A 26,303-nucleotide genomic window follows, 5' to 3' on the forward strand; every position below is an offset into this window, starting at 1 on the left:
GCCTCTCGGTTCAGATCAGCCCCTCGGCCCGGAAATCATCGCGAATATCACGCAGAGGCCGGGCGCCGACATGGCCGATCACCTCGGCGGCGGCGACGCAGCCCATGCGACCGGCAACGGCCAAGGGCGCGCCAACCGCCAGGCCATAGATCAAACCGGCGGCAAACTGATCGCCCGCCCCGGTGGCATCGACCGGAACAATGCGATGAACCGGCGCGGTCACACGCTCATCGCCACGGATCAGCACCGCATCATCGCCGGATCGGGTGCAAATCACCGTGCCACAATCGGCCACAGCCTGCGCAAGCGCGTTGTCCAGATCGGTTTGATACAGCGATTCCCATTCATGAACATTGCCAATGACATAATCCATCGGCCCCGCGACCAAACGGCGGAAATCGTCGCGGTGACGATCCACGCAAAACGGATCGGACAGCGCAATCCCGGCCTTGCCGCCCGCCGCATGGCAGGCATCGGCAGCGCGCAAAAACGCCTGTTTTCCGGCGGGTTTGTCGAACAAATACCCTTCCAAAAACAGCCAGCCCGCACCCGAAAACACCGACGGGTTGACGTCATCCGGCCCCAAATCCGCCGAAATCCCCAGATAAGTGTTCATCGACCGTTCACCATCCGGCGTCACCATAATGATGCTGCGGCTGGTGGGCAGCGCGTCACCGGCAACGGGCGGATTGACAAAGACGGTCCCGGCGGCCTCGGTCTGTTCGGCATAGGACAGGCCCAGAGGATCAGCCGCGACCCGCCCGATAAAGGCCGTGCGCAGCCCCAGCATCCCAATCCCGGCCAGAGTATTCGCAACCGACCCGCCGGGGATCAACTGCGCCTTTTGCCCCGCGGCGGATTGCGCGGCGGTCAGCTCATCGGACCGTTCGCGGTCGATCAACTGCATGATCCCCTTTTCCACGCCCAGCGTTTTCAGGCCGTCATCCGTTGCGGGCGCGATCACATCCATGATCGCATTGCCAATCCCAATCACATAGGGAGTCATTCGGTTTTTTCCTCATATGGGCACAGGTCGCGGATCGTGCACACCCCGCATCGGGGCCGCCGCGCCTGACAGATATAACGACCGTGCAAAATCAGCCAGTGATGCGCATGGCTCTGAAACCGCGCGGGGACGTTATCCTCGATCGCGCGTTCGACCTGATCGACGTCATGACCCGGCGCGATGCGGGTGCGGTTGCCGACGCGGAAAATATGCGTATCAACGGCCTGCGCCGGATGGCCAAAGGCGCAGGACAACACGACATTCGCGGTTTTGCGCCCCACGCCGGGCAGGCTGGTTAACGCCGCGCGACTGTCCGGCACCTGCCCGCCATAATCGCGGATCAGAATTTCGGATAAGGCAATGACATTCTTTGCCTTTTGCCGGAACAGGCCGATGGTTTTGATATGGTCGGTCACGCCATCCAAGCCCAGCTCCAGCATCTTTTCCGGCGTATCGGCCACGGCAAACAGGCCCCGCGTCGCCTTATTGACGCCCACATCGGTTGCCTGCGCCGACAATGCGACCGCCACAACCAGGGTAAATGGGTTCACGAACTCCAATTCCGTTTCCGGCGCGGGTTCCGCCTGTTGGAACCGCGAAAAAATCGCAACTTGCTGCGCAAATGGCAGCGGAGGGGCAAGGCGTTTGGACCGGCTCATGCCACTGCTTTTGACCGCAGCCGCCCGCGAATGCAAGCGCCGGAAAGCATCGCCGGAATGTGACAATCTGTCAGCCGGTTAGGCTTTCTTTTGGCGCGGAACTGCGCGACGATTGGCGCGTTAGAATCCCGCAGGATTCAAAATCTTTTCGGTCGCGCAATGCGGCCATTTCAACGGAAGGAAAACCGGATGAAACTTCGCACCACGACGATCATTGCCGCGTCCGGCGTTCTGGCGCTGACGGCCTGCGCCGACCCTAACGCCGCCGGTGGGCTGAGCCGCACGCAGCAAGGCGTCTTGGCCGGTGCCGCAGCGGGCGCGATTTACGGCGCGACCCGTGACGACGACCGCAGCGGACGGGGCCGTGACGCGGCGCGCGGCGCGATTGTTGGCGCGGCCATCGGCGCGGTCGCGGGCAATGTGCTGGACCGTCAGGCGCAGGCGCTGCAACAATCGGTTACGAACCCGAACATCCGCATCGTCAACCATGGCACGCATTTGCAGGTCGTGATGCCGGACGGGATCCTGTTCGCCACAGATTCGGCGGCGGTGTCCGGCCCGGCGCAGAATGATCTGTATCAGGTCGCGCGCAACCTGAACCAATTCCCGAACAGCCGGGTCGAGGTGATCGGCCACACCGACAACACCGGTTCCGCCGCGCATAATATGGACCTGTCGCAGCGCCGCGCGAATTCGGTGATGGGCATTCTGGCCGCTGCCGGTGTCGCGCAAAACCGCCTGACCGCAACGGGTCGCGGCCTGACGCAGCCGGTTGCGTCGAATGACACGGCCCAAGGGCGCGCCCAGAACCGCCGCGTGGAAATCATCATCCGCCCGACGCAGTAATCCAAGGCGGGCCGGTTCGCCGGCCCCGATACGCCAAAGAAAAACCCCCGGTTTTGCCGGGGGTTTTTTGTGATCACTGTCCGTAGGTCTTAGTTCAGGCGACGCGCCACATCGTCGATGGCTTCGTCGATCCCGGCACCGCGCTGACCGGCGCCGACCTGTTTGGCCAACACTTCGGACGCGGCGGCAACCGCAACCGCAACCGCACGATCACGCACCGCACGAACGGCGTCGTTTTCGGCGCTGCTGATCTGATCTTGCGCGGCTTGCAGGCGACGCTCGATCGAGGTTTTCAGATCGGCCTTGGCTTTCGCGGCCTGCGCCTCGGCCTCGCGGCGGGCATTGGTCACGATTTGGTCGGCTTGGGTGCTGACCTCACGCTGGCGGCGTTCGTAATTGGCATAGATTTCCTGTGCTTCTTCCCGGATGCGGCGCGCTTCGTCCAGATCCTTGCGGATACCGTCGGCGCGTTTGTCCAGCAGGTTGCCCAAGAGTTGCGGGATTTTGAAGTAAACCAAAATCCCCACGAACACCAAGAACGAAATCAGGACGATAAAGTCCGTATTCCGCAGCGAAAAGAACGGGCCGCTGGCCGCAAATGCGGGACCGGCAGCAACGGCACCGGCGCCAACGATGGCAAAGAAACGCGTCATTGCAGCACCTCTTTCATCCGGTTGTCGACCGCGCTGTCGATAGCCGCCTGATCGACGGTGCCGCCAAAGCTGCGCACCAGTTCAGCCGTCACATCGCGCGCCACGTCATGCGCATTGGCAACCGCGGATTCACGAATTTCAGCAATCCGCTTTTCCGATTCCGCCGCACGGGCGGCGATTTCGGCATCTGCCTTGGCAATCGCGGCGTCCAGTTCGGCCTGAATTTCGGCACGGTTTTTGCCGACGATCTGCTGCGCCTCGGCGCGGGCATCGGCCAGTGCCTTGTCATAGGCCGCCTCGGCTTCGCGGGCCTTCAGCTTGAATTCTTCTGCGGCCATCAGATCGCCGGTGATCGCACCCTGACGGTCCGAAATCACGGCGCCAATACGGGGCAAAGCGACCCGCGACAGCACCAGATACAGAACCACCAGCGTAATCACCAGCCAGAAGATCTGGTTGGCAAAGGTGGTCACATCCAACTGCGGCAGACCGCTGGCCTGCGCCGCGTGATCCGCGACAGCCGCCGGTTCGACCCCATAGGACGCGGCATGGCCTGCCCCATGTGCCGGTGCGGTTTGATCCACAGTAATGACGCCCTGAGGCGTCGTTTCGACCGCCGTTGGCGCGGTCGCTTGCAACAGGCTGCTCATATCCTACCCCATGGCCTTGAAAGTCACGAAGGGGCGGGGGCAATCCCCCACCCCGCCGCAAGGATGGCGTGGGATCAGACCGCGAACATCAGCAGCAGTGCGACGAGGAACGAGAAGATCCCCAGTGCTTCGGCGAATGCCATGCCGATGAACAGCGTAGCGGTTTGGCCAGCAGCGGCCGAAGGGTTACGCAGAGCGCCTGCCAGGAAGTTGCCAGCCACGTTGCCCACACCCAGGGCAGCAAAGCCCATGCCGAATGCGGTCAGACCAACGCCGATATACTGGCCCAGTTCTCCGATATTGCCCGTCATATTATCTCTCCTTGCGGTTGGAAGTTTGGCAATTTGGTTAATGCGGCGGGTGCCGCGCGGGGTTGCAGCCGTCAGTGCGACGGGTGCAACGCATCTTTCAAGTACACACAGGTCAGGATGGTGAACACATATGCCTGAACAAAGGCGACCAGCACCTCGAACGCATACATACCGACCACGGCAACCACGGCCACCGGGGCAACAGCGGCAATCGCTGCAAAGCCCGCAAAAACTTTGATCACGGCGTGACCTGCAATCATGTTGCCAGCCAGACGAATGGACAGGCTCAGCGGGCGCACGAAATAGCTGATCACCTCGATCACCGCCAGGATCGGACGCACCGCCAAGGGGGCCGAGCGGATCCAGAACAGATCAAAGAAATGCACGCCGTTGGTGACCAGACCAATCACGGTCACGCCCACAAACACCGCCATGGCCAGCACCGCCGTCACCGCGATATGCGAGGTCACGGTGAACGCCATCGGCACCAGACCCAGCAGGTTGGCGAACACGATGAACATAAACAGCGTCAGGACATAGGGAAAGTAACGCAAGCCGTCTTTGCCCGCGATGTCCACGATCATTTTGTGAACCAGACCATAGGCCAGTTCGGCAACCGACTGCGCGCGGTTCGGAACAATGGCGCGGCCACGGCTGCCCAAAACCAACAGCGCAATCGCCGCCAATGCCGTCAGGAACAACCACAGCGTGACATTCGTGGGGGTATACCAATGCACCGCGCCGTCACCGAACAACGGTTTGACCAGAAACTGGTCCATCGGATGAAATTCAAGACCGCCACTATTTTCTGCCGCCACGATCAGTCCCTCTCATCATTCTCCGGCGCGGGGCCGGATTTTCTGTCAATTTCGGACGCGGTTCGCATCATCGTTTTGACGCCGGCCGCAAGACCGAAGAAAATAAACAGGACCATCAGAAACGGCTTGGTGCCGAACAGATAATCCAGACCGTAACCGATTGCCAAACCAAGCCCCAGCCCGGTCACCAATTCCGTTACCATGCGCCAGGCCAGATTGGCCTGTTCGTATTTCGCCCCGATTCCGGGTGCGTCCGGGGTGCGCGCCAATTCGGCCAGACGTTTTTCCAGATCGCGCAGGCGGGCATCGTCCCGATCTGCGCCATTCTGGGGCCTGTCCGCCATATCTCACGCCCCCGTGTTCGTTGCCGGTTGTCTAAGGGCATCCGCCGCCTAAGTCAACCGAAACAACCCCACCCGCAAGGTATTGTTTTTACGTTAACTTTCTGGAAACCAGTTTGTGCAATGATCCTTGCAATCCGGATGACGCCCCGTCATTATTCAACCGGTTAGTTGACCTTTACGCCCCGCAATAGCTTGATGACCTCCTCCGACACCGCGCCTTTGGATCAGATTTTCGCCGCACTGGCCGACCCCACCCGGCGCCGCGTGCTGGCTATGCTGTTGGAAGATGACATGGCCGTCAGCGACGTGGCCGCGCCGTTCGATGTCAGTCTGGCGGCGATTTCAAAACATCTGGCGGTGCTTGCAGGCGCGGGCCTGATCCGGCAAGAACGGCGCGGACGGATCACATGGTGCAAACTGGACCCGGACGGGATGCGCGCGGCGTCCATCTGGATGCAGGGCTTTGGCCAGTTTGACCCCGTGGATCTGGATGATTTCGAACGGTTCCTGCAAACCGAATTAGGAGAGCGTGATGACCCCTGACATCCTGTGCATCGGCGCGATGCTGTGGGACATTATCGGACGCAGCGAACGCCGGATGAAGGCGGGCCACGACGTCCCCGGACGCATCCGCCACATCCCCGGCGGGGTCGCGCTGAATGTTGCGATTGCCGCCGCTCGGTGGGGGATGCGCCCCGCGATCCTGTCCGCCGTGGGCCGCGACCCCCAAGGCGACGCTCTGATCGCGCAGTCGCAGGAACTGGGCGTGCTGACCGATTTTCTGGCCCGCGACACCGGCCTGCCCACCGATTCCTATATGGCGGTCGAGGATGTGAACGGCCTTATCGCCGCCATTGCCGACGCGCACAGTCTGGAACAGGCGGGCGATGCGATTCTGGCGCCGCTGTCGGATGCGCTGCGGGACTGGTCGGGGCCGGTGGTGCTGGATGGCAATTTGACCGAAAGCTTGCTGGCCCAGATCGCGCAGGATCCCCGTCTGGCGCGCGCCGATCTGCGCGTGATCCCCGCCAGCCCCGGCAAGGCCGAACGCCTGTCGCCGCTGATCGACGCGCGGCGCGGCTGTTTTTATCTGAACCGGATTGAGGCTGAAATTCTGGCCGGTCACCCCTGCCCCGATGCCGCCACGGCGGCGCAGGCGGTTCTGGCCCGAGGCGCGGCGCGGGTGTTGGTCACCGATGGCCCCTTTACCGTCGCGGATGCGGTTGCGGGCGAACCGATCCTGACCGAAACGCCGCCCAGCGTCACAGTTGCGCGCGTCACCGGGGCGGGCGATTGCTTTCTGGCCGCCCATCTGGCAGCAGAGCGGGACAATCTGCCGCGCGATGCGGCCCTGCGGCAGGCGGTTCAGGCGTCGGCCGCGCATGTTTCTGGAAAGGATGTCCCGTGACCCACGCAGCCCCCCTTACCTTTGCGCCCGAAGTCGCTGACGCTTTGGATGCTGGCCGTCCCGTCGTGGCCTTGGAATCCACGATCATCACCCATGGGATGCCGTTCCCGCAAAATTTGGACATGGCGCGTCAGGTGGAACAGACGATCCGCGATGCCGGGGCAACGCCTGCGACGATCGCGGTAATGGGCGGACGCATCCATATCGGGTTAACTGACGACACGTTGCAGGAACTGGCCCGCACCCCGCAGCATATGGCGATGAAGGTCAGCCGCGCCGACATCGCCGTCTGCGTCGCCGCAGGCCGGACCGGCGCGACCACCGTTGCCGCGACGATGATTTGCGCGCATCTGGCGGGGATTCGGGTCTTTGCCACGGGCGGCATTGGCGGCGTGCATCGCGGCGCGGAAACCAGTTTCGACATCAGCGCCGACCTGCACGAATTGGCGCAAACACCCGTGACCGTGGTGGCCGCCGGGGCCAAGGCGATTCTGGACCTGCCCAAAACATGGGAGGTCTTGGAAACGCTGGGCGTTCCCGTGATTGCCTTTGGTCAGGACGAAGTGCCGGCCTTTTGGTCGCGCATGTCGGGGATCCCGGCGCCGTTGCGGATGGATCACCCGGATCAAATCGCGGCGGCGGCGGATATGCGCGCCCGCATGGGTCTGCGCGGCGGGCAGCTGATCGCGAATCCGATCCCGGCCCATGCCGAAATCCCGCAGGACCAGATCACCCCGGTCATCGAACAGGCCCTGACCGAGGCTGACGAACAACGCATCGCCGCCAAGGCCGTGACGCCGTTCCTGCTGCAACGCATCTTTGAACTGACCGATGGCCGGTCGCTGGACAGCAACATCGAACTGGTTCTGAACAACGCCAAACTGGCGGCGCAGATTGCGGCGTCGATGGTGGCCTTGGGCGCCCGCAATGCGGATGCGGTGACGATGGGTTAACCAATAACGGCGATGCTGGCGGAACATCGCCAGCATCGCGCGCGGTTATCCCTGAAACACGCCGTCGGTCAGGTCCAGACTGCGCTGAAACATCTCACCCATATTGCAGCTGTCACAGTCGTTAATCTTATTGGCGTGATCGGTCAGGAATTGATCTGCTGCCTTTTGCCCCGCCTCTTTCATTTGCAGCAACAGACGTTGGTTCGGCATCAGTTTCGACCGCGCCGACAGGTCCGTCATCAACGCATCATCCATGATCATATGAACAAGGATGTTCTTCATCGCGCGGTCCTTCAGCCGGTTTTCCGCATGCAGGCGTTTGACGAAATGGATCGCGCGCAATTGCGACAACAGCGAGCTGTTAAAGCTGACCTCATTCACGCGGTCGGAAATCTCAACCGGGGTGCGGGGCAGACATTCGCGGATCATCGGATTGATCGCCACCACGACAATATCGCGGGGGAACCGTTCAGGATAGAGCGGGAACAGCGCCGGATTGGCCGCATAGCCGCCATCCCAATAGGATTCGACTTGGCCCGTTTGCGGGTCGTGAATCTCAACCGCCTGAAACAGCGTCGGCAAACAGGCCGACGCCATCACCGCATCCGGCGTCACCCGGTCGCCGGTGAACACCCGCACCCGCCCCGTGCGCACATTGGTTGCGGCAACAAACAATTCCGGTCCGCGGCTGGTCGCAAAGTCAGGATGCGGCAATTCCCGCAGCACCGCGGCCAGCGGATTGACGTAGAACGGGCCGTAATCATAGGGGCTGAACAGCCGCGTCACCTGTTCCAGCCATGCGGCGGGGGAAAACGCCTCGGCCATGCGCTGAAAGGGGCGCGTGGTTGGCATCAGCGAATTCATCCATCGGATCATACGGTTATCGCTGACCGCGCCGACCTGATTCCACAGGCTGTCCAGATTTTCGCGCGCCGCCTGACGCCCGCCACGACCCTTGCCGCGCGCCAATCCGGCCTTGAGCGCGGCGCCGTTCAGCGCACCCGCCGATGTGCCGCTGATCCCGGCAATATCAAGCCAAGGTTCATCCAGCAGCCGGTCCAGCACCCCCCAGGTAAAGGCACCATGCGCGCCGCCCCCCTGAAGCGCCAGATTGATCGACTTTTGATCCATAATATCCCCGTTCTTTGCAGTTGCAGCATCACCGGGATGTGAACGGAAAGCAACCGCGTTCCGTTCCAAATTATTTGCGTCCCGCGGCCGCCGGTGGCCAGCCCCCAGCCCGTCCATGGGGCGGACGTTCGTCGGGAAAAAAGTTCACTGAACCTTTTTCTGACCCTTCTTACCCCGGGATATTTCAGCCAAGATGAACGTCAGTCGTCAGCCTGCGCCTCGGCCCGGCTTTTGCCGGCGACATCCATGGCCAGCGTGGCCGCCATAAAGCTGTCCAGATCGCCGTCCAGAACGCCTTGGCTGTCGCTGGTTTCTTCGCCGGTGCGCAGATCCTTAACCATTTGATAGGGATGCAGAACATAGGACCGGATTTGGTTGCCCCAGCCCGCATCGCCTTTGGCGTCGTGTTGGGCCTGAATGCTTTCGGTGCGGCGGCGCAATTCCATTTCATACAGGCGCGATTTCAGCGCGGCCATGGCGTTTGCGCGGTTCTGGTGCTGCGATTTTTCCGAACTGGTCACGACGATGCCGGTCGGGATGTGCGTAATCCGCACCGCCGAATCGGTGGTGTTGACGTGCTGACCGCCCGCGCCGGACGACCGATAGGTGTCGATGCGGATTTCATTGTCCGGCACCACGATTTCGATATTGTCATCGACGACCGGATACACCCAAACCGAACTGAACGAGGTGTGCCGCCGCGCCGCGCTGTCATAGGGGCTGATGCGCACCAGACGGTGAACGCCGCTTTCGGATTTCAGCCAGCCATAGGCGTTATGGCCGCTGATCTTATAGGCGGCGCTGCGAATCCCGGCTTCGTCCCCGGCGCTTTCGGACATCAATTCAACGTCATAGCCCTTTTTCTCGGCCCAGCGGACATACATCCGGGCCAGCATCGACGCCCAGTCACAGCTTTCAGTGCCACCTGCGCCCGCGTTGATTTCCAGAAAGGTGTCGTTCGCGTCCGCTTCGCCGTTCAGCAGGGCTTCCAGTTCTTTTTGCGCGGCCATGTCGGCCAGTTCTTTCAGGTTTGCCTCGGCCTCGGCCACCAATTCGGGGTCGCCTTCGGCCTCGGCCAGTTCGACCATTTCGGCATTGGCCGACAGATCCGCGTCAATCCGGCGATAGGTTTCGATCGCGTCCGACAGCGCCTGACGTTCGCGCATCAGTTTTTGCGCGCGGGCCGGGTCCGACCACAGGTCGCCTGCCTCGATCATGGCGTTCATTTCTTCCAGCCGGTGCGGCGCGGTCTGCCAATCCATGCGCTGCCCCAACAGGGCCAGAGAGCGGCGGATAGATTCAATGGTGGCTTGCGTTTCGGCGCGCATCGGTTGTTTCCTTGGGTCGGGCGTCAGATTTGCCGTGATAACCCGCGCAGGCTGCGCGGGCAACCGGTCTAATACAGGCCGCCCGAACTGAGCGTGCCAAAATCGGTCTGGCGCGGGATGACGCGCCGTTCGCCGGTGGATGTCGTGATCTGGGTCGATGCCCGCGAATCCGCCTCTGCCTGCCAAGGCAGCACCACCGGCCCGTCGCCAAAGCCTGACACGATGAACGGAACCTGCCAGTCGGGATCGGTGCCGTCGCGGAAATATTCGGCGATCACATTCGGACCCGACGCATTATCCGGCAGGCGTTGCCCGGTGATGCGGTCGATTTTTACCCAGAACCCGCCCGGCGGCACCTTGAACGCGCGCCCGCCATATTCCGCCACAGCCTGTTGCATAAACGCGTTAAAGACCGGCACGCACAGCGTCCCGCCAAAAGCCCCCGGCCCCAGACTGCGCGGCGTGTCAAAGCCCATGTAACAGCCCGCCACGATATTGCTGGTATAGCCGACAAACCACACATCCTTGGCGTCGTTCGTCGTCCCGGTTTTCCCCGCGACCGGCACGCGCAGATTCACGCCGCTGCCTGAACCGCGCTGCACCGCGCCTTCCAGCATCGAGGTCAGCTGATAGGCCGTCACCGCGTCCATCACGCGTTCGCGGTTGCTGTCGATCACCGGCCCCTGCCCCGCAGGCAGCGCCTGCATCCCGCAGGTTTCGCACACACGCCGGTCGTGGCGATAGACCGTGCGCCCGCGGCGGTCCTGAACGCGGTCAACCAGCGTCGGTTCCACCCGTTCGCCGCCATTGGCAAACATCGCATAGGCCGCGACCATCTTAAACAGCGTTGTTTCCTGCGCGCCCAGACTGTTGGCCAAAAACGGCGATAGCCGGTCGTAAACCCCGAATTTTTCAGCGTAATTCGAAACCACGCCCATGCCGACATCGTCCGCGATCCGAATGGTCATCAGGTTGCGCGATTGTTCAATGCCGGTGCGCAGCGGCGTGGGCCCGTAATGGCGACCCGATGCGTTTTTCGGTTCCCACAACCCTTGCGGCGTGTTGATGCGGATGGGTTCGTCCACCACAATCGTGGCGGGGGTATAGTTGTTGTCCAGTGCCGCCGCGTAAACAAAGGGTTTGAAACTGGACCCCGGCTGACGCTGCGCCTGCGTGGCGCGGTTAAACACCGAGGATTGATAAGAAAACCCCCCCTGCATCGCCAAAACGCGACCCGTATTCACGTCCATAGCCACGAAACCGCCCTGAACTTCGGGGACTTGGCGCAGGGTCCAGCGGATAAAGCTGCCGTCGCTGTCGCGGGTCATGGCGCGGACCAGAACCACATCGCCGACATCGACCAGATCACCCGCACCGCGCGCGCGATCAGCCAGCCGGCCGTTTGGCAGGCGTTTGCGCGCCCATTGCGCATCTTCGGCCGGGATCCAGTTGCCGTTGCCTTGTTCGGCGATCCCTTCGATCCCGATTCGGGCGCGGCCGCCTTCGATTGCCAGAACAACAGCCGGACGCCAGCCGGGAATGTCGCGCGGCAGTTGCAGATCCCACAGCGCGCCGCGCCAAGCGGCTTCGTCCCGCAGGGACTCGGGCGGCAGCACCTGCCCCGTGCCGTTCCAAACGCCACGTTCGCGGTCGTATTTTTCCAGTGCATCTTGCAGCGATTTGGCGGCGGCGGCCTGCAAATCTTCGTCCACGGTGGCGCGGATGGTCAGGCCGCCGCCAAAAAATTCCTCACGCCCGAATTCGCGGCTGAGCTGGCGGCGGATTTCGTCGGTGAAATAATCGCGCGGCGGCAGGGATTCCTGAAACGACGGGAAATCGCCATTTTGCACGCTGCGCAGCGGCAGGCGGGCCTCGGATTCATAGACATCTTGGGTAATAAACCCGTTTTGCCACATTTCGCGCAGAACATAATTGCGGCGCGCGGTCACACGTTCCTTGGCCCGGACGGGGTGATAACGGCCCGGCGCCTGCGGCATGGATGCCAGCATCGCGGCTTCGTGCGGGGCGAGTTCCGACAGCGATTTGTTGAAATAAGTCTGCGACGCGGCGGCCACGCCATAGCTGTTCTGACCCAGGAAAATTTCGTTCAGATACAGTTCCAGAATCTGATCTTTGTCCAGCGTTTCTTCCAGACGCGCGGCAAGGATGATTTCTTTGATCTTGCGTTCAATGCTGCGGTCGCTGGACAACAGGAAATTCTTCATCACCTGCTGGGTGATCGTAGATGCGCCGCGCACGCTGTCGCCACGGCTGGTCACAGCCTCGACCCCGGCGGCGGCGATGCCGCGCAGGTCATAGCCGGGGTGATGATAGAAATTCTTATCCTCGGCGCTGATAAAGGCTTGTTTGACCAGTTCCGGCACCTCGGCATAAGGCACAAAAACGCGCCGTTCTTCGGCGAATTCGTCGATCAGTTCACCTTCGCCGGAATAGATTCGGCTGATGGTTTTCGGCGTATATTGCGCCAGCGTTTCATGGCTGGGCAGGTCGCGGGAAAACACCCAGAACAACCCACCCACAACCACCGCACCGAAGAAAACCCCGGTGACGATCAACGAAAACAACGCCCCAAAGAAGGACAGAACACTGCGCAGCACGAATTATCGCCTTTCCATTAACGGCCCCGCTATAACCGCCGGGGGGGCTGCGGTCAAAACAACACTGCACCCTCACATATCTGTGTTTGTTTAAGACCGGGTTAACGGCGCAACAAATCCGCCCGCGCCTGTTCGTCGCGGGACCAGTTCAGGACGGCCTCGGACACGGCGACGGCCATACGCGCGCGCCAGTCGGGGTCGGTCATATTGGTCAGATCGGCATTGTCCGAGATGAACCCCAATTCCAACAAAACCGACGGAATATCGGGCGATTTCAACACCGAAAAAGCCGCGCCCTGCACGGGGCGGCCATGCAGACCAATCCCCATCAGCGCCATGCGCGACGTCAAATGCCGCGCAAAAGTTTCGGATCGCGGTTGCGTATCGGTGCGCGCAAACCCCATCAGCGCCGTGGCCAATGCGTCATCATGGCCCGACAAATCCATCCCCGCCAGCAAATCGGCGCGATCATGCCGTTCGGCCAATTGCCGCGCGGCCTGGCTGTTGGCGTTCGGGTTCCAGGTGTAAACGGTCGCACCCGCCGCCTGCCCCTGCGGCAGCGCGTCGGCATGGATCGACAAAAACAGATGCGCCCCCGCCTGACGCGCCGCCGTCATCCGGTTTTCCAGCGACACAAAGCGGTCATCGTCGCGGGTCATTTTGACCGTAACGCCTTGATTTTCCAGAACAGCCCGCAATTCATGGGCAAAGGTCAGGACCAGCTCCGCCTCGGTCACGCCAGCGGCCTGCGCGCCGGGGTCAAAGCCGCCATGCCCCGGATCCAGCATCACGATAAACCCACCCTGCCGCGTCACATCGGGCAATTCGGCCGGGTCCGGCAAGCCGCGCAGCGCCGCCGTCGCAGACGGACGCGGCGCAAAGTCGCGTTCGGACACCGGCGCCAAGGTGATGCGGATTTGCGGCGCAGCGCCGGTTATTTGTGTTGCCGTATCAATGTGATACGTCCCCGGTAATTCCACAACCAGCCGCGACCAGCCGCGTTCCGGCACGCCCCAGCGAATCGCGGGCGACAGGTCCGCGCCGAACATCTGCGCCACATCCTGACCGGCCAGATCGACGCCCTGCATATCCACGACCAACCGCGCCGGATCACCCACCACGAACACCCGATACGGCACCGGATCAGTCAGCGCCAAGGTCAGTTCCAAAGGCGCACCACCAAACCAGCCGCGCCCGGTTTTGACCAGCGACGACCCGCCCAGATCCAACCGGGCGGGGTCCGCCGCCGCCATGACGGGCAGCAGCATCAGGATCAGCGCCAGTATCCTCATCTGCAGGACATATATTCGGTCAGGCGGCGCAAGCCTTCGGCAATGTCGGCCGTCGCGCGGGCATAGGAAAAGCGCAGCGTCTGACGCCCGCGTTCGGGGTCAAAATCCAGCCCCGGAGTCACCGCCACCCCGGCATGTTCAAGGATTTCGGCGGCAAACTGAACCGAATCATCCGTCAGATGCGACACATCGGCATAGATGTAGAACGCGCCTTCCGGCGGGGCGATACGGTCAAAGCCCGCTTTGGGCAATTCCTGCATCATCAAGCGCCGGTTTTCGGCGTAAACGGCGCGGTTTGCGTCGGCCTCGGATTCGCATTGCAGGGCGGCAAGCGCGGCGACCTGACTGGCATGGGGCGGGCAGATGAACATATTCTGCGCCAGCCGTTCCACCGTGCGCAGATGCGACGGCGGAACCACCATCCAGCCAATCCGCCACCCGGTCATAGAAAAGTATTTGCTGAAAGAGTTTATGACGAAAACCTCATCCGTGACTTCAAGCGCCGAAGCACAGCGTTCGCCATAGGACAGGCCGTGATAAATCTCGTCCGAAATCACCGCCATATTGCGCGCGGCGGCGGCATCGGTCAGGGCGCGCAGTTCATCCCGCGTCAGAACCGTGCCGGACGGATTACCGGGGGACGCCAGAATCAGCCCCTGCGCGTCCGGCAGATCACCGGGGCGCGGCTGATAGCGGTCCTCGGCGCGGGTCAAAATCCCCATGGGTTCCAACGACATCGCTCGCAAAATCTGGCGATAGCTGGGATAACCCGGATAGCCCATGGCGACGCGATCGCCCGCATCAAACAGCGCCGAAAACGCCAGAATAAACGCGCCGCTGCTGCCCGGTGTGATCACAACCCGCGCCGGGTCCAGATCGACGCCATACCAGCGGCGATACAGGTCCGCGATCCCCTGCCGCAGTTCCGGCAGGCCAAGCGCGACCGTGTAACCCAAGGGCTGTTCCAAGGCCGCCGCCAAGGCGCGACGCGCGCCCGCAGGGGCCGGGGTTCCGGGCTGGCCGACCTCCATATGAATAATGTGGCGGCCCGCAGCCTCGGCATTCGCTGCCGCCTGCATCACATCCATCACGATAAAGGGATCCACCTGCCCGCGTTTCGATTGTCTCATGCGCCCACCTTTTTTGCGCGTCATAACGCAGGCGGGGCGCGTCGTCACGCAGCTTTCATAACGGTTTGCTTGCCATCCCCGCCCGCAGGGGCCAAGTTGCGCAAAAGTGACCAAAGGACCGACCATGAAACGCCTGATCGCCGCGCTGATGCTGACCGCGACCCCCGCCATTGCCTTGGATTTGTCGGCCATGACCGACACTGAAAAAACCGCCTTTGGCGAGGCGGTGCGCGCCTATCTGATGGAAAACCCCGAAGTGTTGATCGAATCCATCAATGTTCTGGAAACCCGTCAGGCCGAAGCGGCGGCGCAGACCGATGTCGCACTGGTCGCGGCGAACCGGGATGCGTTGTTTGATGATGGTCACAGCTGGGTCGGCGGCAATCCTGACGGGGATCTGACGATTGTGGAATTCATCGATTATCGCTGTGGCTATTGCCGCCGCGTGAATGACGATGTTCATACATCGGTTGAGGATGACGGCAATATCCGGCTGATTTTGAAGGAATATCCTATCCTGGGTCAGGACAGCGACACCGCGTCGCGATTCGCCATTGCGGTGCAGCAGATTGCGGGCGATGACGCCTATCTGGCGGCGCATCATGCGTTGATGGAGATGCGCGGCACGCCGTCGCCAACGAGTTTGGGCGCGATTGCGCGCGATATTGGCGTGGACGGGGATGAGGTTCTGAACCGCATGAACACCGAAAGCGTGACGGATGTTCTGCGCGCCAACCGCCAATTGGGCGACCGCATGAATATTCGAGGAACGCCGACTTTTGTTATAGGTGACACTATGTTGCGCGGGGTTCCTCATGCTGGGATTGCCGAGACGATTCAGGCCGTGCGGCAGGGGATGTAATCCGCGCCGCGGCGTTTGCCCGTGCGGGCGGATGCCTCCGGCGGGGATATTTACGCACAGAAGATAGGGGCGCCGCCTATGTCGTCAGCTGGGCGATCAGCGCGCGCAAGGTGGCCGCGTGGTCGGCGGGCGGTGCCATCATCGCGCGCAGATACAGCCCGTCAATCATCGCGCCAATCGCGTCGGCTGTGGTTTCGGGGGCCGCGTTGCGGGGGCGTAACGCGGCAATCAGATTCGATCGCAGGCGGCGGTGATAGACCCGCAGCAGTCGCGCCGCATCCGCGTTCACATGTGCGAGTGCGTAAAAATTCAGCCATGCGCTGATCGTGTCGCGGTCAAAGTGTTCGGGCGCAAGGCTGGCCGTGATAATCGCGTCCAGCCGCCCATCCGGCCCCGCCCGACGCAGCGCCGCGCGCACCGATTTCCCATAATTTGCAAGGATATGGCGCATCGCCGCCAGAAAAATCTGATCCTTGGACCCGAAATAATGATGCGCCAAAGCAGGCGACATTCCGGCCCTTCGCGCGATCTGGGCCACCGTCACATCCAGCGTTCCGGCGCGCCCGACCTCGGCTATGGTTGCGGTGATCAGGGCCGCTTTTCGGATTGGCGTCGCGCCGATTTTTGGCATATGATCCCCGCTAAGCCGTGGATAAACCACGATTTTTAATTGACTGGTCAATCAAGAAAAGGATTTGCCATGACCCTGACCCGACTGTCCGCCGCGCTGATTTCCGCTGTGACGCTGGCCCTGCCCGCCCATTCGGCCGAGCCGGAACAGTGCCGCACCGTCACCTTTTCCGATGTTGGCTGGACCGATATTACCGCCACCACGGCCCTGACGACAACCGTTCTTGAGGCTTTGGGGTATCAGACCGACACCCGTTTGCTGGCGCTGCCGGTGACGTTTACGGCATTGGCGACCGGCGATATTGACGTGTTTCTGGGGACGTGGATGCCGACGATGGCCGCGGATGTCGCACCCTATCTGGATACCGGCACCATCGACCGGGTGCGCGTGAACCTGACCGGGGCGAAATACACGCTGGCCACGAATAAGGCCGGGGCCGATCTGGGGATTCGGGATTTTGCCGATATTGCGGCGCAAAAACAGGCGCTTGATGGCAAGATTTACGGCATCGAGCCGGGCAATGACGGCAACCGCCTGTTGCTGGAAATGGTTGCCATGGATCAGTTCGGCCTTGGCACGTTCGAGGTGATCGAATCCAGCGAACAAGGGATGTTGGCGCAGGTCGCGCGCGCCGATACGGCTGGTCGCCCCGTGGTGTTTCTGGGGTGGGAACCGCATCCGATGAACAATCAGTTCGAATTAACCTATCTGACCGGAGGGGATGATCTGTTCGGTCCCAATCTGGGCGGGGCCGAGGTTCAGACCGTCAGCCGCGCAGGCTATGTCGCGGAATGTGAAAATGTCGGGCGGTTGCTGCACAATCTGGAATTTACGCTGGACGCCGAAAATCAGGTGATGGCGCGGATTTTGAACGATGGTCAGGATCCGGCGGCGGCGGCCCGCGATTGGCTGCGTGACAACCCCGATGCCGCCGTCGCGTGGCTGCATGGCGTGACCACGGTGGACGGCAACGACGCGGAAACCGCGCTGACGGCGGCACTGGCGCGTTAACGTGTTAACCGAACTGACGACTTGGATCACCGGGACCAAAATCCCGGTGGGCCGCACCGCGAAATCAGGCTTTGACTGGCTGAACGCGAACTTCAGCACCGGATTTGACGCGCTGTCATCGGTGATGGAGGCGCTGATCGGCGCCATTCTGACCGCGCTTCAGGCGCCGCATCCGTTGGTTTTCACGGCGATTGCGGTCGGGCTGGCCTTTGCGATGCAGCGGCGGCTGACCACTTGCCTTTGGGTGATGTGCGGGCTGTTATTCGTTTTGAATCAAGGCTATTGGGCCGAAATGTTGCAATCGCTGACTCTGGTTCTGGCGTCCTGTCTGGTCTGTATGGGCGTGGGGGTGCCGATTGGGATTGCCGTCGCGCATCGCCCGCGTCTTTATGCGTGGATGCGGCCAGTGCTGGATCTGATGCAGACGCTGCCGACCTTTGTTTACCTGATCCCGGCGATTGTGTTTTTTGGCATTGGCATGGTGCCGGGGCTGCTGGCGACGGTGATTTTTGTGCTGCCTGCACCCATTCGGTTAACGCAAATCGGCATCAGCCAGACCCCCGTGGCCCTGACCGAGGCCGCGCGCGCCTTTGGCGCAACCCCGCGTCAATTGCTGTGGAAGGTGGAACTGCCCTATGCGCTGCCGCAGATCATGGCGGGGCTGAACCAGACGATCATGTTATCGCTGTCGATGGTGGTGATCGCGGCGCTTGTCGGGGCCTCGGGGCTGGGCGTGCCGGTGGTGCGCGCGCTGAACACGGTGAACACGGCTTTGGGTTTCGAATCTGGAATGGTGATTGTCGTTGTGGCGATTGTGCTGGACCGGATGTTGCGGATCAGGGGGCGTAAGTGACCGAAAACGCAGTCGAATTTGATAATGTCAGCATTGTTTTCGGCAAAGCCCCCAAACAGGCCCTGCGTCTGATGGATGAGGGATTGCCGCGCGACGTGATCAAGGCCGAAACCGGGCAAATCTTGGGCGTTCATGACTGTTCGCTGTCGGTCGGCGTGGGTGAGATTGTCGTGCTGATGGGGCTGTCGGGGTCGGGGAAATCCACGCTGCTGCGGGCGGTGAATGCGCTGAACCCGGTCTGTCGGGGGCAGGTGCGCATCCGGCGCGGCCGGCAGATGGTGTCGGTCAGTCACGCCAAGTCACGGGAATTGCGCGATATTCGGCTGCGTGATGTGTCAATGGTGTTTCAGCAATTCGGCCTGCTGCCATGGCGCAGCGTGCGCGAAAATGTCGGCTTGGGGCTGGAATTGGCGGGCCTGTCCCCGCGGGCGCGACGCGATGCGGTCGATCAGCAACTGGCGACGGTGGGCCTGACCGAATGGGCGGATCGCAAGCTGGCCGACCTGTCCGGCGGGATGCAACAACGAGTCGGTCTGGCGCGCGCCTTTGCGACCGAGGCGCCGATTTTGCTGATGGATGAACCCTTTAGCGCGCTTGATCCGCTGATCCGCACGCGGTTGCAGGACGAATTGCTGGAACTGCAATCACGGACGGGGCGCACGATTATCTTCGTCAGTCACGATCTGGACGAAGCGTTTAAGCTGGGCAACCGCATCGCGCTGATGCAGGGCGGGCGGATCGTGCAGACCGGCACCGCGCATCAGATCATCAGCGCCCCGGCAACGCCCTATGTCGCTGATTTCGTTGCGCATCTGAACCCGCTGAACGTGCTGACCGCCGCCGATTTGGCGGAACCCGGCGCGGCGGATGGCGCCCCCCTGCCCGCGGATTTGCCGCTGCGTCAGGTCTTGGGCCGGTTAGCGGATACCGACGCGCTGCCGGTGGAAACCGGCGGGCGCGTGACGCGGGCAGCGGTCCTGCGCCGCTTAGCTGGATAACAAATCGCGGTGATAACGGACCAAAAACGCCAGTCCAATTGTGAACAACACCAGCGACAGCGCAAAAACATAGAGCGGGCTGACATAATCCGCCGCATATTGCGGATAAAATGCGGCTCTCATTTGGCCAATGACGTGAATAAGGGGGTTCCACCACAGCCAGTTACGGAACGGCTGCGGGATATTGTCGAACAGAAAAAAGATACACGACACGATAAACAAAGGTCGCATCGCCACCGACCAGATTTGTTGATAGGACGGAAAAGCCGCAAACAGAAAACAATTCAGCGTGCCAACCCCCGCAGCCAAAGAAAACCCCATCAGATACGATAACGCAATTTTGATGATTTGCGGGTCGGTTCGGGTCTCCATCGACAGATAAATTCCAGCAAAAACGATATAGCCGACCATAAGCTGCGTCACGATATTCAACGCCAGCCGGGCAATAAGCGCATCCATAAACGTAACCGCCGGATAGGACAGCAGCTTTTTAGAATAATTAATAGAATTCCCGACTTTTGCGGAAATTGTCAAATAATACATAAACGGAACCATGCCCGTGGCATAAAAAATCGCAAAATTTGTTCCGAGTGGCGGCGAACGAAAGCCCATCGAAAAAATCACCGTCAACAGCGCGATCCCCGCGACAGGTTCCGCCACAGCCCACAGGTAACCACCCGCCGACTTGCCGTAAGTTGTTGACATTTCGCGCAGAATCAACGCGCCAATCGCCCGAAAGCTGGCATAGCTGCGTTGCCGATGGACAGGGCGCAACTTTGGCGCGGCGCCCTTACCGGGCTTGGCTTGTGTCAGCATGTCGGGCATATGCGTGCCTTGCAATCCTCACGTCATGTTCAGTGCTTTGCACTGGCGCAATTTGCGTATCTTATGTATGAGATGCGGGATAATTTCAACCAACAAAGGGTGGGTGGTCATGTCCGATACGGCTAATCCAGAAAAGCCTGTGGCAAAAGCGGCGGCGTCCGCATCGTCTCTTGCTGCAAAACCCGCACCCGAAAAAAAGCCAACGAATAAGGCAGCGTCACCGTCAGGAGATGCGAAAAGCAAAACAACATCGTCGTCGGGCGATACAAAGCCTGCCGCTGCAAAAAAGACGGTTCCGCCGAAAAAAACGGTCACGCGCCCCAAATCGACTAAAGCCACCGCGCCGCTGCCGCCAGTGGCCTCGCCCGTTGAAAAGGCACAACTGGCCCGGCGTCACGTCGGTTTGGGGGTTGCATTTTTTGTATGTGTTCTTTTGCCTGTGGCTATTAGTGGTTGGTATTTATTTAATCGCGCGGCGGATCAATATGCATCTTATGTCGGATTTTCGGTTCGTAGCGAATCCGGATCATCCCCTGCCGACTTAGTGAGCGGCCTGGGATCAATTGTCGGGGCATCCACAAATTCGACAAGTGACACAGATATTCTGTATAAATTCATCCAAAGTCATGATTTGGTCGAACGCGTTAATACGCGAATGGATTTGCGTCATATTTGGTCAAAGGCTCCTGACGATCCTGTATTTGGCTATCGTGGCCACGGCTCGCTTGAGGATCTGGTTTTGGAATGGAACCGCAAAATTCGTATTTATTACGACTCGGGGATGATTGATCTGCGGGTGTTGGCATTTGATCCGCATGATGCTCAACAAATCGCGCAGGCTATTCTGGAAGAAAGCGGTTTATTGGTAAACCAATTGAACGATGTTGCGCGCGAAGATACGCTGCGTTATTCGCGTGACGAATTGGAACGCGCGCAAGAACGGCTGCGTCAGGCTCGGCAGGAAATTACGCAGTTCCGAAATCAATATCAATTGGTTGACCCAACAGCAGATGTTCAGGGTCAGGTCGGCGTGGTCAGCAGCCTGCAACAGCAATTGGCCGAACAATTAGTATCCTTGGGAATGCTGCAGGCGAATGTTCAGGCGCGCGATCCGCGAATTGACCAAACAAAATTGCGTATCGATATTATCCGCGAACAAATCGAGGCTGAGCGTCAGAAATTTGGCTCGGACACCCAAGACGGGCAAACGCTGTCGGAATTGGTCGGGAAATATGAAATTCTTGCCGTTGACCGCGAATTCGCCGAACGCAGTTATACCGCTGCTTTGGCTGCGCATGATTCCGCACGGGCCGAGGCTGCCCGGCAGTCGCGTTACGTTGCGCCTTATGTCCGCCCAACTTTGGCGCAAACACCTGAATTTCCCGAACGCAGCCGTTTGTTGTTTATCATTGCGGGCTTTTTGATCGTCATGTGGGTTATTGGCGTTCTGGTCTATTACAGCCTGCGGGATCGCCGATGATTCGCCTGCAAAATCTGACAAAAACCTATTATCTGAATAGACAGCGCAAGACGGTGTGCGACAATATCACCGCTACATTTCCCAGTGGCGTCTCGGTGGCGCTGTTGGGGCGGAACGGAGCGGGGAAATCATCCCTTTTGAAAATGATCGCTGGCACGATGCTGCCGACATCGGGGCAAATCCTGTCGTCAGGTTCGATTAGCTGGCCGGTTGGTTTTGCGGGTGCGTTTGCGGGTGATTTAACCGGTGAACAAAATTGTCGTTTTGTCGCGCGTATTTACGGCGTTGATACCGACGAACTTATTTCTTTTGTTCAGGATTTTGCCGAACTGGGCGAACATTTCAAACTGCCCTTTCGGACCTATTCATCCGGAATGCGGTCGCGTTTGGCCTTTGGCGTGTCGATGGCCATTCCCTTTGACACCTATCTGGTGGATGAGGTGTCGGCGGTTGGCGACGCGGCGTTCAAAAAGAAATCTAATCGGGTTTTTAACGATCGGATGCGGAATGCCGGGGCGATTTTTGTGTCCCATTCCATGAGCATGCTGCGCAAGAACTGCGAAGCGGGTGCGGTGCTGGAAAACGGAAAACTGCATTATTTCCATGACATAGAAGACGCGATCGACATGCATCTGACCAATATGGACCGTCTGGCCGCGAAATAAGACGACATTGTGACACCCCCGGCGCGGGGGCTGGACAGGCACGACACAACCCCTAATCTGCGATGCGTTAATGTTTAACCGGAGGCAGGGGCGAGCCATGAAGGTCATTATTCTGGGCGGTGACGGGTTTTGCGGATGGCCCACGGCGCTGCATCTGTCGGCCCGCGGCCACGATATCATCATCGTTGACAACCTGTCGCGCCGCAAAATCGACGTTGAATTAGAGGTGTCCTCGCTCACCCCGATTCGGCCTTTGGGGGAACGGGTCCGGGCGTGGCAGGAACTGACCGGTCGCCATATCCGCGTTGAAAACTTTACCGTGGGCGAACATTATCATCGGCTGTTGACGCTGTTTCAAGATGAACAGCCTGATGCCGTGATCCATTTTGCCGAACAGCGGGCTGCGCCCTATTCGATGAAGTCCAGCTGGCATAAACGCTATACCGTGAATAATAACCTTAACGCGACAAATGACGTTTTGGCCGCGATTGTCGAATCGGGTCAGGATATTCATCTGGTGCATCTGGGGACCATGGGGGTTTACGGATACGGCACCGCCGGAATGAAAATCCCCGAAGGTTATTTGCGCGTGACCGTGGACACCTCGAACGGGCCATCGGAACAAGAGATCCTGTATCCCGCCAATCCCGGCAGCATTTACCATATGACAAAAACGCAGGATCAGTTATTCTTTTTCTATTACAATAAAAACGATCAGGTTCGAATTACCGACCTGCATCAGGGGATTGTCTGGGGGACGCAAACGCAGGAAACTCGGCTGGATGATCGCCTGATTAATCGTTTCGATTATGACGGCGATTATGGCACCGTTTTGAACCGCTTTCTGATGCAGGCGGCGGTGAATTATCCGTTGACGGTTCATGGCACCGGCGGGCAGACTCGCGCCTTTATTCATATTCAGGACACGTGCCATTGTGTTGAATTGGCGCTGTTAAACCCTCCGGCGCGGGGGGATCGGGTTCAAATCCTTAATCAAATGACCGAAACGCATCGTGTGCGTGATTTGGCCAAGATGATTTCGGATCAGACCGGCGTTGATATTGCTTATCTGAAAAACCCCCGGAATGAGGCTGACGAAAACGATTTGCATGTCGCGAATGACCGGTTTCTGGGCTTGGGGCTGGACCCGATCCGCCTGCAAGATGGCCTGCTGGCCGAGGTGCAGGACATCGCCCGCCGCTATGCCGACCGCTGCGACCGCGATAAAATCCCCTGCGTGTCGCAATGGCGCCGGGAACCGGGGGCCTGATCGCGGAATTTTCGCGCCCCCAGCGAACCCGCGCCCGCCCCGCGCGTTATCATCGCAACGAAAGGAGACCCTATGCGCCTTAAACTTGTGATGATTGCTGTGATGCTGGCTGGCCCTGCCGCTGCCAATTGTGACGCCGCGTGGCGGGATGGCTATGCCGCCGGGATCAACGTCGCGAATGAGCAACTGGCCGATTGGCACGCGCAAGTCGTCACGCAGGTTCAGGCGCAGGTGAATGACCAACTGGCCGCGCTGCACGCCGATAACGAAACGGTGTTGCAATCGCGGTTAAATGACGCGCAATCGCTGGCCAGCGACAACCCGGTTCGCTGGACCATGCCCGCCACTGATGGCGAAACGCGCAGCGTTGTGGCGCCCACCCGCCCGGAACCCGCTTTGCCGGCGGGCAGCGTGATCACCATTCACGACCCGGAAAATCTGCCGCCGGAATTGTATCGGGCGTTGATGGAATACGTTCAGGGATGACCGCCGCCACCCCCACGCATCACGCCATGGCCGCCGCGCTTTCGGGCAGTTCTTCGTCGAACAGGCGCTGATAGAACTCGGCCACGGTCTGCCGTTCCAGTTCATCGCATTTGTTCAGGAAGGTTAACCGGAACGCATAACCCACATTGTCAAAGATGCGCGCGTTTTGCGCCCAAGCGATCACGGTGCGCGGCGACATGACCGTGGACAGATCGCCCTGCATGAACGCGGTGCGGGTCAGGTCGGCCAGAGTGACCATTTGACCGATGATTTTGCGGCCTTTTTCGGTGTTGTATTGCGGCACTTTGGCCAGAACGATGTTCGTTTCGGCGTCATGCGACAGATAGTTCAGCGTGGCGACCAGCGACCAGCGATCCATCTGACCTTGGTTAATCTGCTGCGTGCCGTGATACAGGCCCGTCGTGTCGCCCAGACCCACCGTGTTGGCCGTCGCGAACAGGCGGAAGAACGGGTTCGGCGTGATGACTTCGTTCTGGTCCAGCAGGGTCAGCTTACCGTCGGTTTCCAAGACACGCTGAATCACGAACATCACATCCGCACGGCCCGCGTCGTATTCGTCAAACACAATCGCGGTCGGGTTGCGCAGCGCCCAAGGCAGGATGCCTTCGTGAAACACCGTCACCTGTTTGCCATCGACCAGCTTAATCGCGTCTTTGCCGATCAGGTCGATCCGGCTGACATGGCTGTCAAGGTTCACGCGCACACAGGGCCAGTTCAGCCGCGCCGCGATTTGTTCGATATGGGTCGATTTCCCGGTGCCGTGATAGCCCTGAATCATCACCCGGCGGTTATAGGCAAAGCCCGCCAGAATCGCCATCGTGGTGTCGGGGTCGAACTTATAGGTGCTGTCGATGTCCGGCACGCGGTCGGTGCGTTCGGCAAAGCCCTTGACCTTCATATCGCTGTCAAGGCCGAACACTTCGCGCAGGTCGATGTCTTCGGTCGGTTTCGCGTTCATATCCAGCATCATGCGGCCCCTTTTGTGATTGCGCCTTCTTCGCCCATCCCGGCGCGTGGTGCAAGGGATAACCCCTTGCGCGGCGACACGCGCGGGCGCAGATATGGCAAAACAAAGGGGGCCGGGATGAGCGGGCTGATCGCGTTGCTGGATGATGTTGCGGCCATTTCCAAGGTGGCGGCGGCGTCGATTGATGATGTGGCGGGACAGGCCGCCAAAGCGGGGGCCAAGGCCGCGGGCGCGGTCATTGATGACGCCGCGGTGACGCCGAAATATGTCCACGGCTTTGACGCCAGCCGCGAAATTCCGATTGTGCTGAAAATCGCGCGTGGGTCGCTGTTTAACAAATTGGTGATTTTGCTGCCGATTGCCTTGGCGTTGTCGGCGCTGTTGCCGGGGGCCATTCCGCCGCTGCTGATGCTGGGCGGCGCGTATCTGTGTTTTGAGGGCGCGGAAAAGGTCGCGCACGCCCTGTTCGGCCATGGCGATACGCATGACAGCGAACAGCATATCCACCCCGAAACCGATGGCGCCGCGCTGGAAGAAACCCGCGTCAAAGGCGCGATCAAAACCGACTTTATCCTGTCGGCGGAAATCATGACGATTGCCCTGTCCACCCTGCCCGCCGATCAGTCGCTGTGGACCAAGGCTTTGGTGCTGGCCGTCGTTGCCATTGGGATCACGGTTGCGGTCTATGGCTTTGTGGCGGCGATTGTGAAGGCCGATGATCTGGGCGTGCATCTGGCGACAACGCGACGCGGGGCTGTGGCGGCGTTTGGTCGGTGGATTGTGCGCGTCATGCCGGGATTTATGCGGGCGCTGACGGTTGTTGGCACGGCGGCGATGATCTGGGTGGGTGGTCAGATCATCCTGCACGGGTTGGGTGAATTGGGCTGGCACGGCCCCTATGACTGGGTTCATGCCCGCGCGGAATGGGCAGCCCACGCCCTGCCCGCCGCGCCGGGGCTGGCGGCATGGGTCACAACCGCGTTTTTCGACGGCATCGCGGGGCTGGTCATCGGGCTGGCGCTGATCCCGGTGGCCGAACACATCATCACCCCGGCGATGCGCGCGATACGCAAAGGTTAACGCGTCA

The 26,303-nt window shown here is 60.4% G+C and carries 28 protein-coding genes; 13 read left to right on the top strand and 15 right to left on the bottom strand.

The genetic code is table 11. From position 1 onward, the window contains the following. Window positions 1-10: 10 nt before the first annotated feature. Window positions 11-1,006, bottom strand: coding sequence for an adenosine kinase (locus Q4G20_RS02880; RefSeq protein ID WP_303341826.1), 996 nt, complete (start codon window positions 1,004-1,006; stop codon window positions 11-13). Beyond that, window positions 1,003-1,665, bottom strand: coding sequence for an endonuclease III (nth, locus tag Q4G20_RS02885; RefSeq protein WP_303341827.1), 663 nt, complete (start codon window positions 1,663-1,665; stop codon window positions 1,003-1,005). The genes Q4G20_RS02880 and nth overlap by 4 nt, the downstream gene beginning before the upstream one ends. A gap of 189 nt (window positions 1,666-1,854) precedes the next feature. Between nth and Q4G20_RS02890 the strand changes: the two genes are divergently transcribed. Next, a complete protein-coding gene (locus tag Q4G20_RS02890; RefSeq protein ID WP_303341828.1) occupies window positions 1,855-2,511 on the top strand; it encodes an OmpA family protein in 657 nt (218 codons plus the stop codon). An 89-nt stretch (window positions 2,512-2,600) separates the two neighbouring features. On the opposite strand, the gene Q4G20_RS02895 is transcribed toward Q4G20_RS02890, so the two are convergent. From Q4G20_RS02895 to Q4G20_RS02915, 5 genes are all read right to left on the bottom strand, one after another. Further along, a complete protein-coding gene (locus Q4G20_RS02895; RefSeq protein ID WP_303341829.1) occupies window positions 2,601-3,164 on the bottom strand; it encodes a F0F1 ATP synthase subunit B in 564 nt (187 codons plus the stop codon). Next, the gene (locus tag Q4G20_RS02900) at window positions 3,161-3,814 is read right to left on the bottom strand and encodes a F0F1 ATP synthase subunit B' (protein WP_303341830.1); all 654 of its coding nucleotides are present in this window, start codon (window positions 3,812-3,814) and stop codon (window positions 3,161-3,163) included. Before Q4G20_RS02900 ends, Q4G20_RS02895 begins: the two co-directional genes overlap by 4 nt. 74 nt (window positions 3,815-3,888) lie before the next feature. Next, window positions 3,889-4,125 (bottom strand): F0F1 ATP synthase subunit C, encoded by a 237-nt coding sequence (locus Q4G20_RS02905; protein ID WP_303341831.1) that lies wholly within the window; start codon window positions 4,123-4,125, stop codon window positions 3,889-3,891. A gap of 71 nt (window positions 4,126-4,196) precedes the next feature. Further along, complete coding sequence (locus tag Q4G20_RS02910) at window positions 4,197-4,904, bottom strand: F0F1 ATP synthase subunit A (protein WP_303341905.1); 708 nt, start codon at window positions 4,902-4,904, stop codon at window positions 4,197-4,199. Between the two features lie 41 nt (window positions 4,905-4,945). Continuing rightward, a complete protein-coding gene (locus tag Q4G20_RS02915; RefSeq protein ID WP_303341832.1) occupies window positions 4,946-5,287 on the bottom strand; it encodes an AtpZ/AtpI family protein in 342 nt (113 codons plus the stop codon). Window positions 5,288-5,482: 195 nt separating this feature from the next. On the opposite strand from Q4G20_RS02915, the gene Q4G20_RS02920 reads away from it, so the two are divergent. The 3 genes from Q4G20_RS02920 to Q4G20_RS02930 are packed head-to-tail and all read left to right on the top strand — an operon-like array spanning window position 5,483 to window position 7,648. Beyond that, window positions 5,483-5,830: a helix-turn-helix transcriptional regulator gene (locus tag Q4G20_RS02920; RefSeq protein ID WP_303341833.1), complete on the top strand. Its 348-nt coding sequence runs from the start codon at window positions 5,483-5,485 to the stop codon at window positions 5,828-5,830. Further along, window positions 5,820-6,695, top strand: coding sequence for a PfkB family carbohydrate kinase (locus Q4G20_RS02925; protein WP_303341834.1), 876 nt, complete (start codon window positions 5,820-5,822; stop codon window positions 6,693-6,695). Before Q4G20_RS02920 ends, Q4G20_RS02925 begins: the two co-directional genes overlap by 11 nt. Then, window positions 6,692-7,648: a pseudouridine-5'-phosphate glycosidase gene (locus Q4G20_RS02930; RefSeq protein WP_303341835.1), complete on the top strand. Its 957-nt coding sequence runs from the start codon at window positions 6,692-6,694 to the stop codon at window positions 7,646-7,648. Before Q4G20_RS02925 ends, Q4G20_RS02930 begins: the two co-directional genes overlap by 4 nt. A 45-nt stretch (window positions 7,649-7,693) precedes the next feature. Here Q4G20_RS02930 and Q4G20_RS02935 read toward each other — a convergent pair whose 3' ends face one another. The 5 genes from Q4G20_RS02935 to Q4G20_RS02955 all read right to left on the bottom strand — a co-directional run bounded on the left by Q4G20_RS02935 (window position 7,694) and on the right by Q4G20_RS02955 (window position 15,147). Next, a complete protein-coding gene (locus tag Q4G20_RS02935) occupies window positions 7,694-8,779 on the bottom strand; it encodes a patatin-like phospholipase family protein (RefSeq protein ID WP_303341836.1) in 1,086 nt (361 codons plus the stop codon). Window positions 8,780-8,979: 200 nt separating this feature from the next. Beyond that, entirely contained in the window at window positions 8,980-10,107 is a 1,128-nt protein-coding gene (prfB, locus tag Q4G20_RS02940; RefSeq protein ID WP_303341837.1) for a peptide chain release factor 2, read from the bottom strand. Between the two features lie 68 nt (window positions 10,108-10,175). Further along, the gene (locus Q4G20_RS02945; protein ID WP_303341838.1) at window positions 10,176-12,725 is read right to left on the bottom strand and encodes a penicillin-binding protein 1A; all 2,550 of its coding nucleotides are present in this window, start codon (window positions 12,723-12,725) and stop codon (window positions 10,176-10,178) included. 101 nt (window positions 12,726-12,826) lie between these two features. Then, window positions 12,827-14,017, bottom strand: coding sequence for an N-acetylmuramoyl-L-alanine amidase (locus Q4G20_RS02950; protein WP_303341840.1), 1,191 nt, complete (start codon window positions 14,015-14,017; stop codon window positions 12,827-12,829). Continuing rightward, the gene (locus tag Q4G20_RS02955; protein ID WP_303341841.1) at window positions 14,014-15,147 is read right to left on the bottom strand and encodes a pyridoxal phosphate-dependent aminotransferase; all 1,134 of its coding nucleotides are present in this window, start codon (window positions 15,145-15,147) and stop codon (window positions 14,014-14,016) included. The genes Q4G20_RS02950 and Q4G20_RS02955 overlap by 4 nt, the downstream gene beginning before the upstream one ends. 124 nt (window positions 15,148-15,271) lie before the next feature. Between Q4G20_RS02955 and Q4G20_RS02960 the strand changes: the two genes are divergently transcribed. Beyond that, on the top strand, window positions 15,272-16,009 hold the full coding sequence (locus tag Q4G20_RS02960; protein WP_303341842.1) for a DsbA family protein: 738 nt from the start codon (window positions 15,272-15,274) through the stop codon (window positions 16,007-16,009). 76 nt (window positions 16,010-16,085) lie between these two features. Here Q4G20_RS02960 and betI read toward each other — a convergent pair whose 3' ends face one another. Next, window positions 16,086-16,640 carry a transcriptional regulator BetI gene (gene betI, locus Q4G20_RS02965; protein ID WP_303341843.1) on the bottom strand — a complete coding sequence of 185 codons (555 nt, stop codon included), beginning with the start codon at window positions 16,638-16,640 and terminating at the stop codon, window positions 16,086-16,088. 69 nt (window positions 16,641-16,709) lie between these two features. Between betI and choX the strand changes: the two genes are divergently transcribed. Genes choX through choV form a run of 3 tightly spaced genes read left to right on the top strand, consistent with a single transcriptional unit; the run spans window position 16,710 to window position 19,502 of the window. Further along, window positions 16,710-17,651: a choline ABC transporter substrate-binding protein gene (gene choX, locus Q4G20_RS02970; RefSeq protein WP_303341845.1), complete on the top strand. Its 942-nt coding sequence runs from the start codon at window positions 16,710-16,712 to the stop codon at window positions 17,649-17,651. Window position 17,652: 1 nt separating this feature from the next. After that, window positions 17,653-18,504: a choline ABC transporter permease subunit gene (gene choW, locus Q4G20_RS02975; protein ID WP_303341846.1), complete on the top strand. Its 852-nt coding sequence runs from the start codon at window positions 17,653-17,655 to the stop codon at window positions 18,502-18,504. Then, window positions 18,501-19,502, top strand: coding sequence for a choline ABC transporter ATP-binding protein (gene choV / locus Q4G20_RS02980; protein WP_303341847.1), 1,002 nt, complete (start codon window positions 18,501-18,503; stop codon window positions 19,500-19,502). Before choW ends, choV begins: the two co-directional genes overlap by 4 nt. Here choV and Q4G20_RS02985 read toward each other — a convergent pair. Beyond that, on the bottom strand, window positions 19,491-20,327 hold the full coding sequence (locus Q4G20_RS02985) for an ABC transporter permease (protein ID WP_303341848.1): 837 nt from the start codon (window positions 20,325-20,327) through the stop codon (window positions 19,491-19,493). The two genes, choV and Q4G20_RS02985, sit on opposite strands and share 12 nt — an antisense overlap. Window positions 20,328-20,436: 109 nt before the next feature. Between Q4G20_RS02985 and Q4G20_RS02990 the strand changes: the two genes are divergently transcribed. The 4 genes from Q4G20_RS02990 to Q4G20_RS03005 all read left to right on the top strand — a co-directional run bounded on the left by Q4G20_RS02990 (window position 20,437) and on the right by Q4G20_RS03005 (window position 24,228). Then, on the top strand, window positions 20,437-21,807 hold the full coding sequence (locus tag Q4G20_RS02990; protein WP_303341849.1) for a hypothetical protein: 1,371 nt from the start codon (window positions 20,437-20,439) through the stop codon (window positions 21,805-21,807). Next, window positions 21,804-22,472 (top strand): ABC transporter ATP-binding protein, encoded by a 669-nt coding sequence (locus tag Q4G20_RS02995; protein WP_303341851.1) that lies wholly within the window; start codon window positions 21,804-21,806, stop codon window positions 22,470-22,472. Before Q4G20_RS02990 ends, Q4G20_RS02995 begins: the two co-directional genes overlap by 4 nt. A gap of 97 nt (window positions 22,473-22,569) precedes the next feature. Next, window positions 22,570-23,742 (top strand): NAD-dependent epimerase/dehydratase family protein, encoded by a 1,173-nt coding sequence (locus Q4G20_RS03000; RefSeq protein ID WP_303341852.1) that lies wholly within the window; start codon window positions 22,570-22,572, stop codon window positions 23,740-23,742. Between the two features lie 72 nt (window positions 23,743-23,814). Next, on the top strand, window positions 23,815-24,228 hold the full coding sequence (locus Q4G20_RS03005; RefSeq protein ID WP_303341853.1) for a hypothetical protein: 414 nt from the start codon (window positions 23,815-23,817) through the stop codon (window positions 24,226-24,228). A gap of 19 nt (window positions 24,229-24,247) precedes the next feature. Here the strand turns inward: Q4G20_RS03005 and cobS are convergent, their stop codons facing one another. Beyond that, window positions 24,248-25,216, bottom strand: coding sequence for a cobaltochelatase subunit CobS (cobS, locus tag Q4G20_RS03010; RefSeq protein WP_303341906.1), 969 nt, complete (start codon window positions 25,214-25,216; stop codon window positions 24,248-24,250). Window positions 25,217-25,333: 117 nt separating this feature from the next. Here cobS and Q4G20_RS03015 point away from each other — a divergent pair, with 117 nt between their 5' ends. Continuing rightward, window positions 25,334-26,296: a DUF808 domain-containing protein gene (locus tag Q4G20_RS03015; RefSeq protein ID WP_303341855.1), complete on the top strand. Its 963-nt coding sequence runs from the start codon at window positions 25,334-25,336 to the stop codon at window positions 26,294-26,296. Window positions 26,297-26,303: the final 7 nt, after the last annotated feature.

It is taken from the genome of Paracoccus sp. (in: a-proteobacteria), assembly GCF_030538495.1.
Taxonomy (GTDB): domain Bacteria; phylum Pseudomonadota; class Alphaproteobacteria; order Rhodobacterales; family Rhodobacteraceae; genus Paracoccus.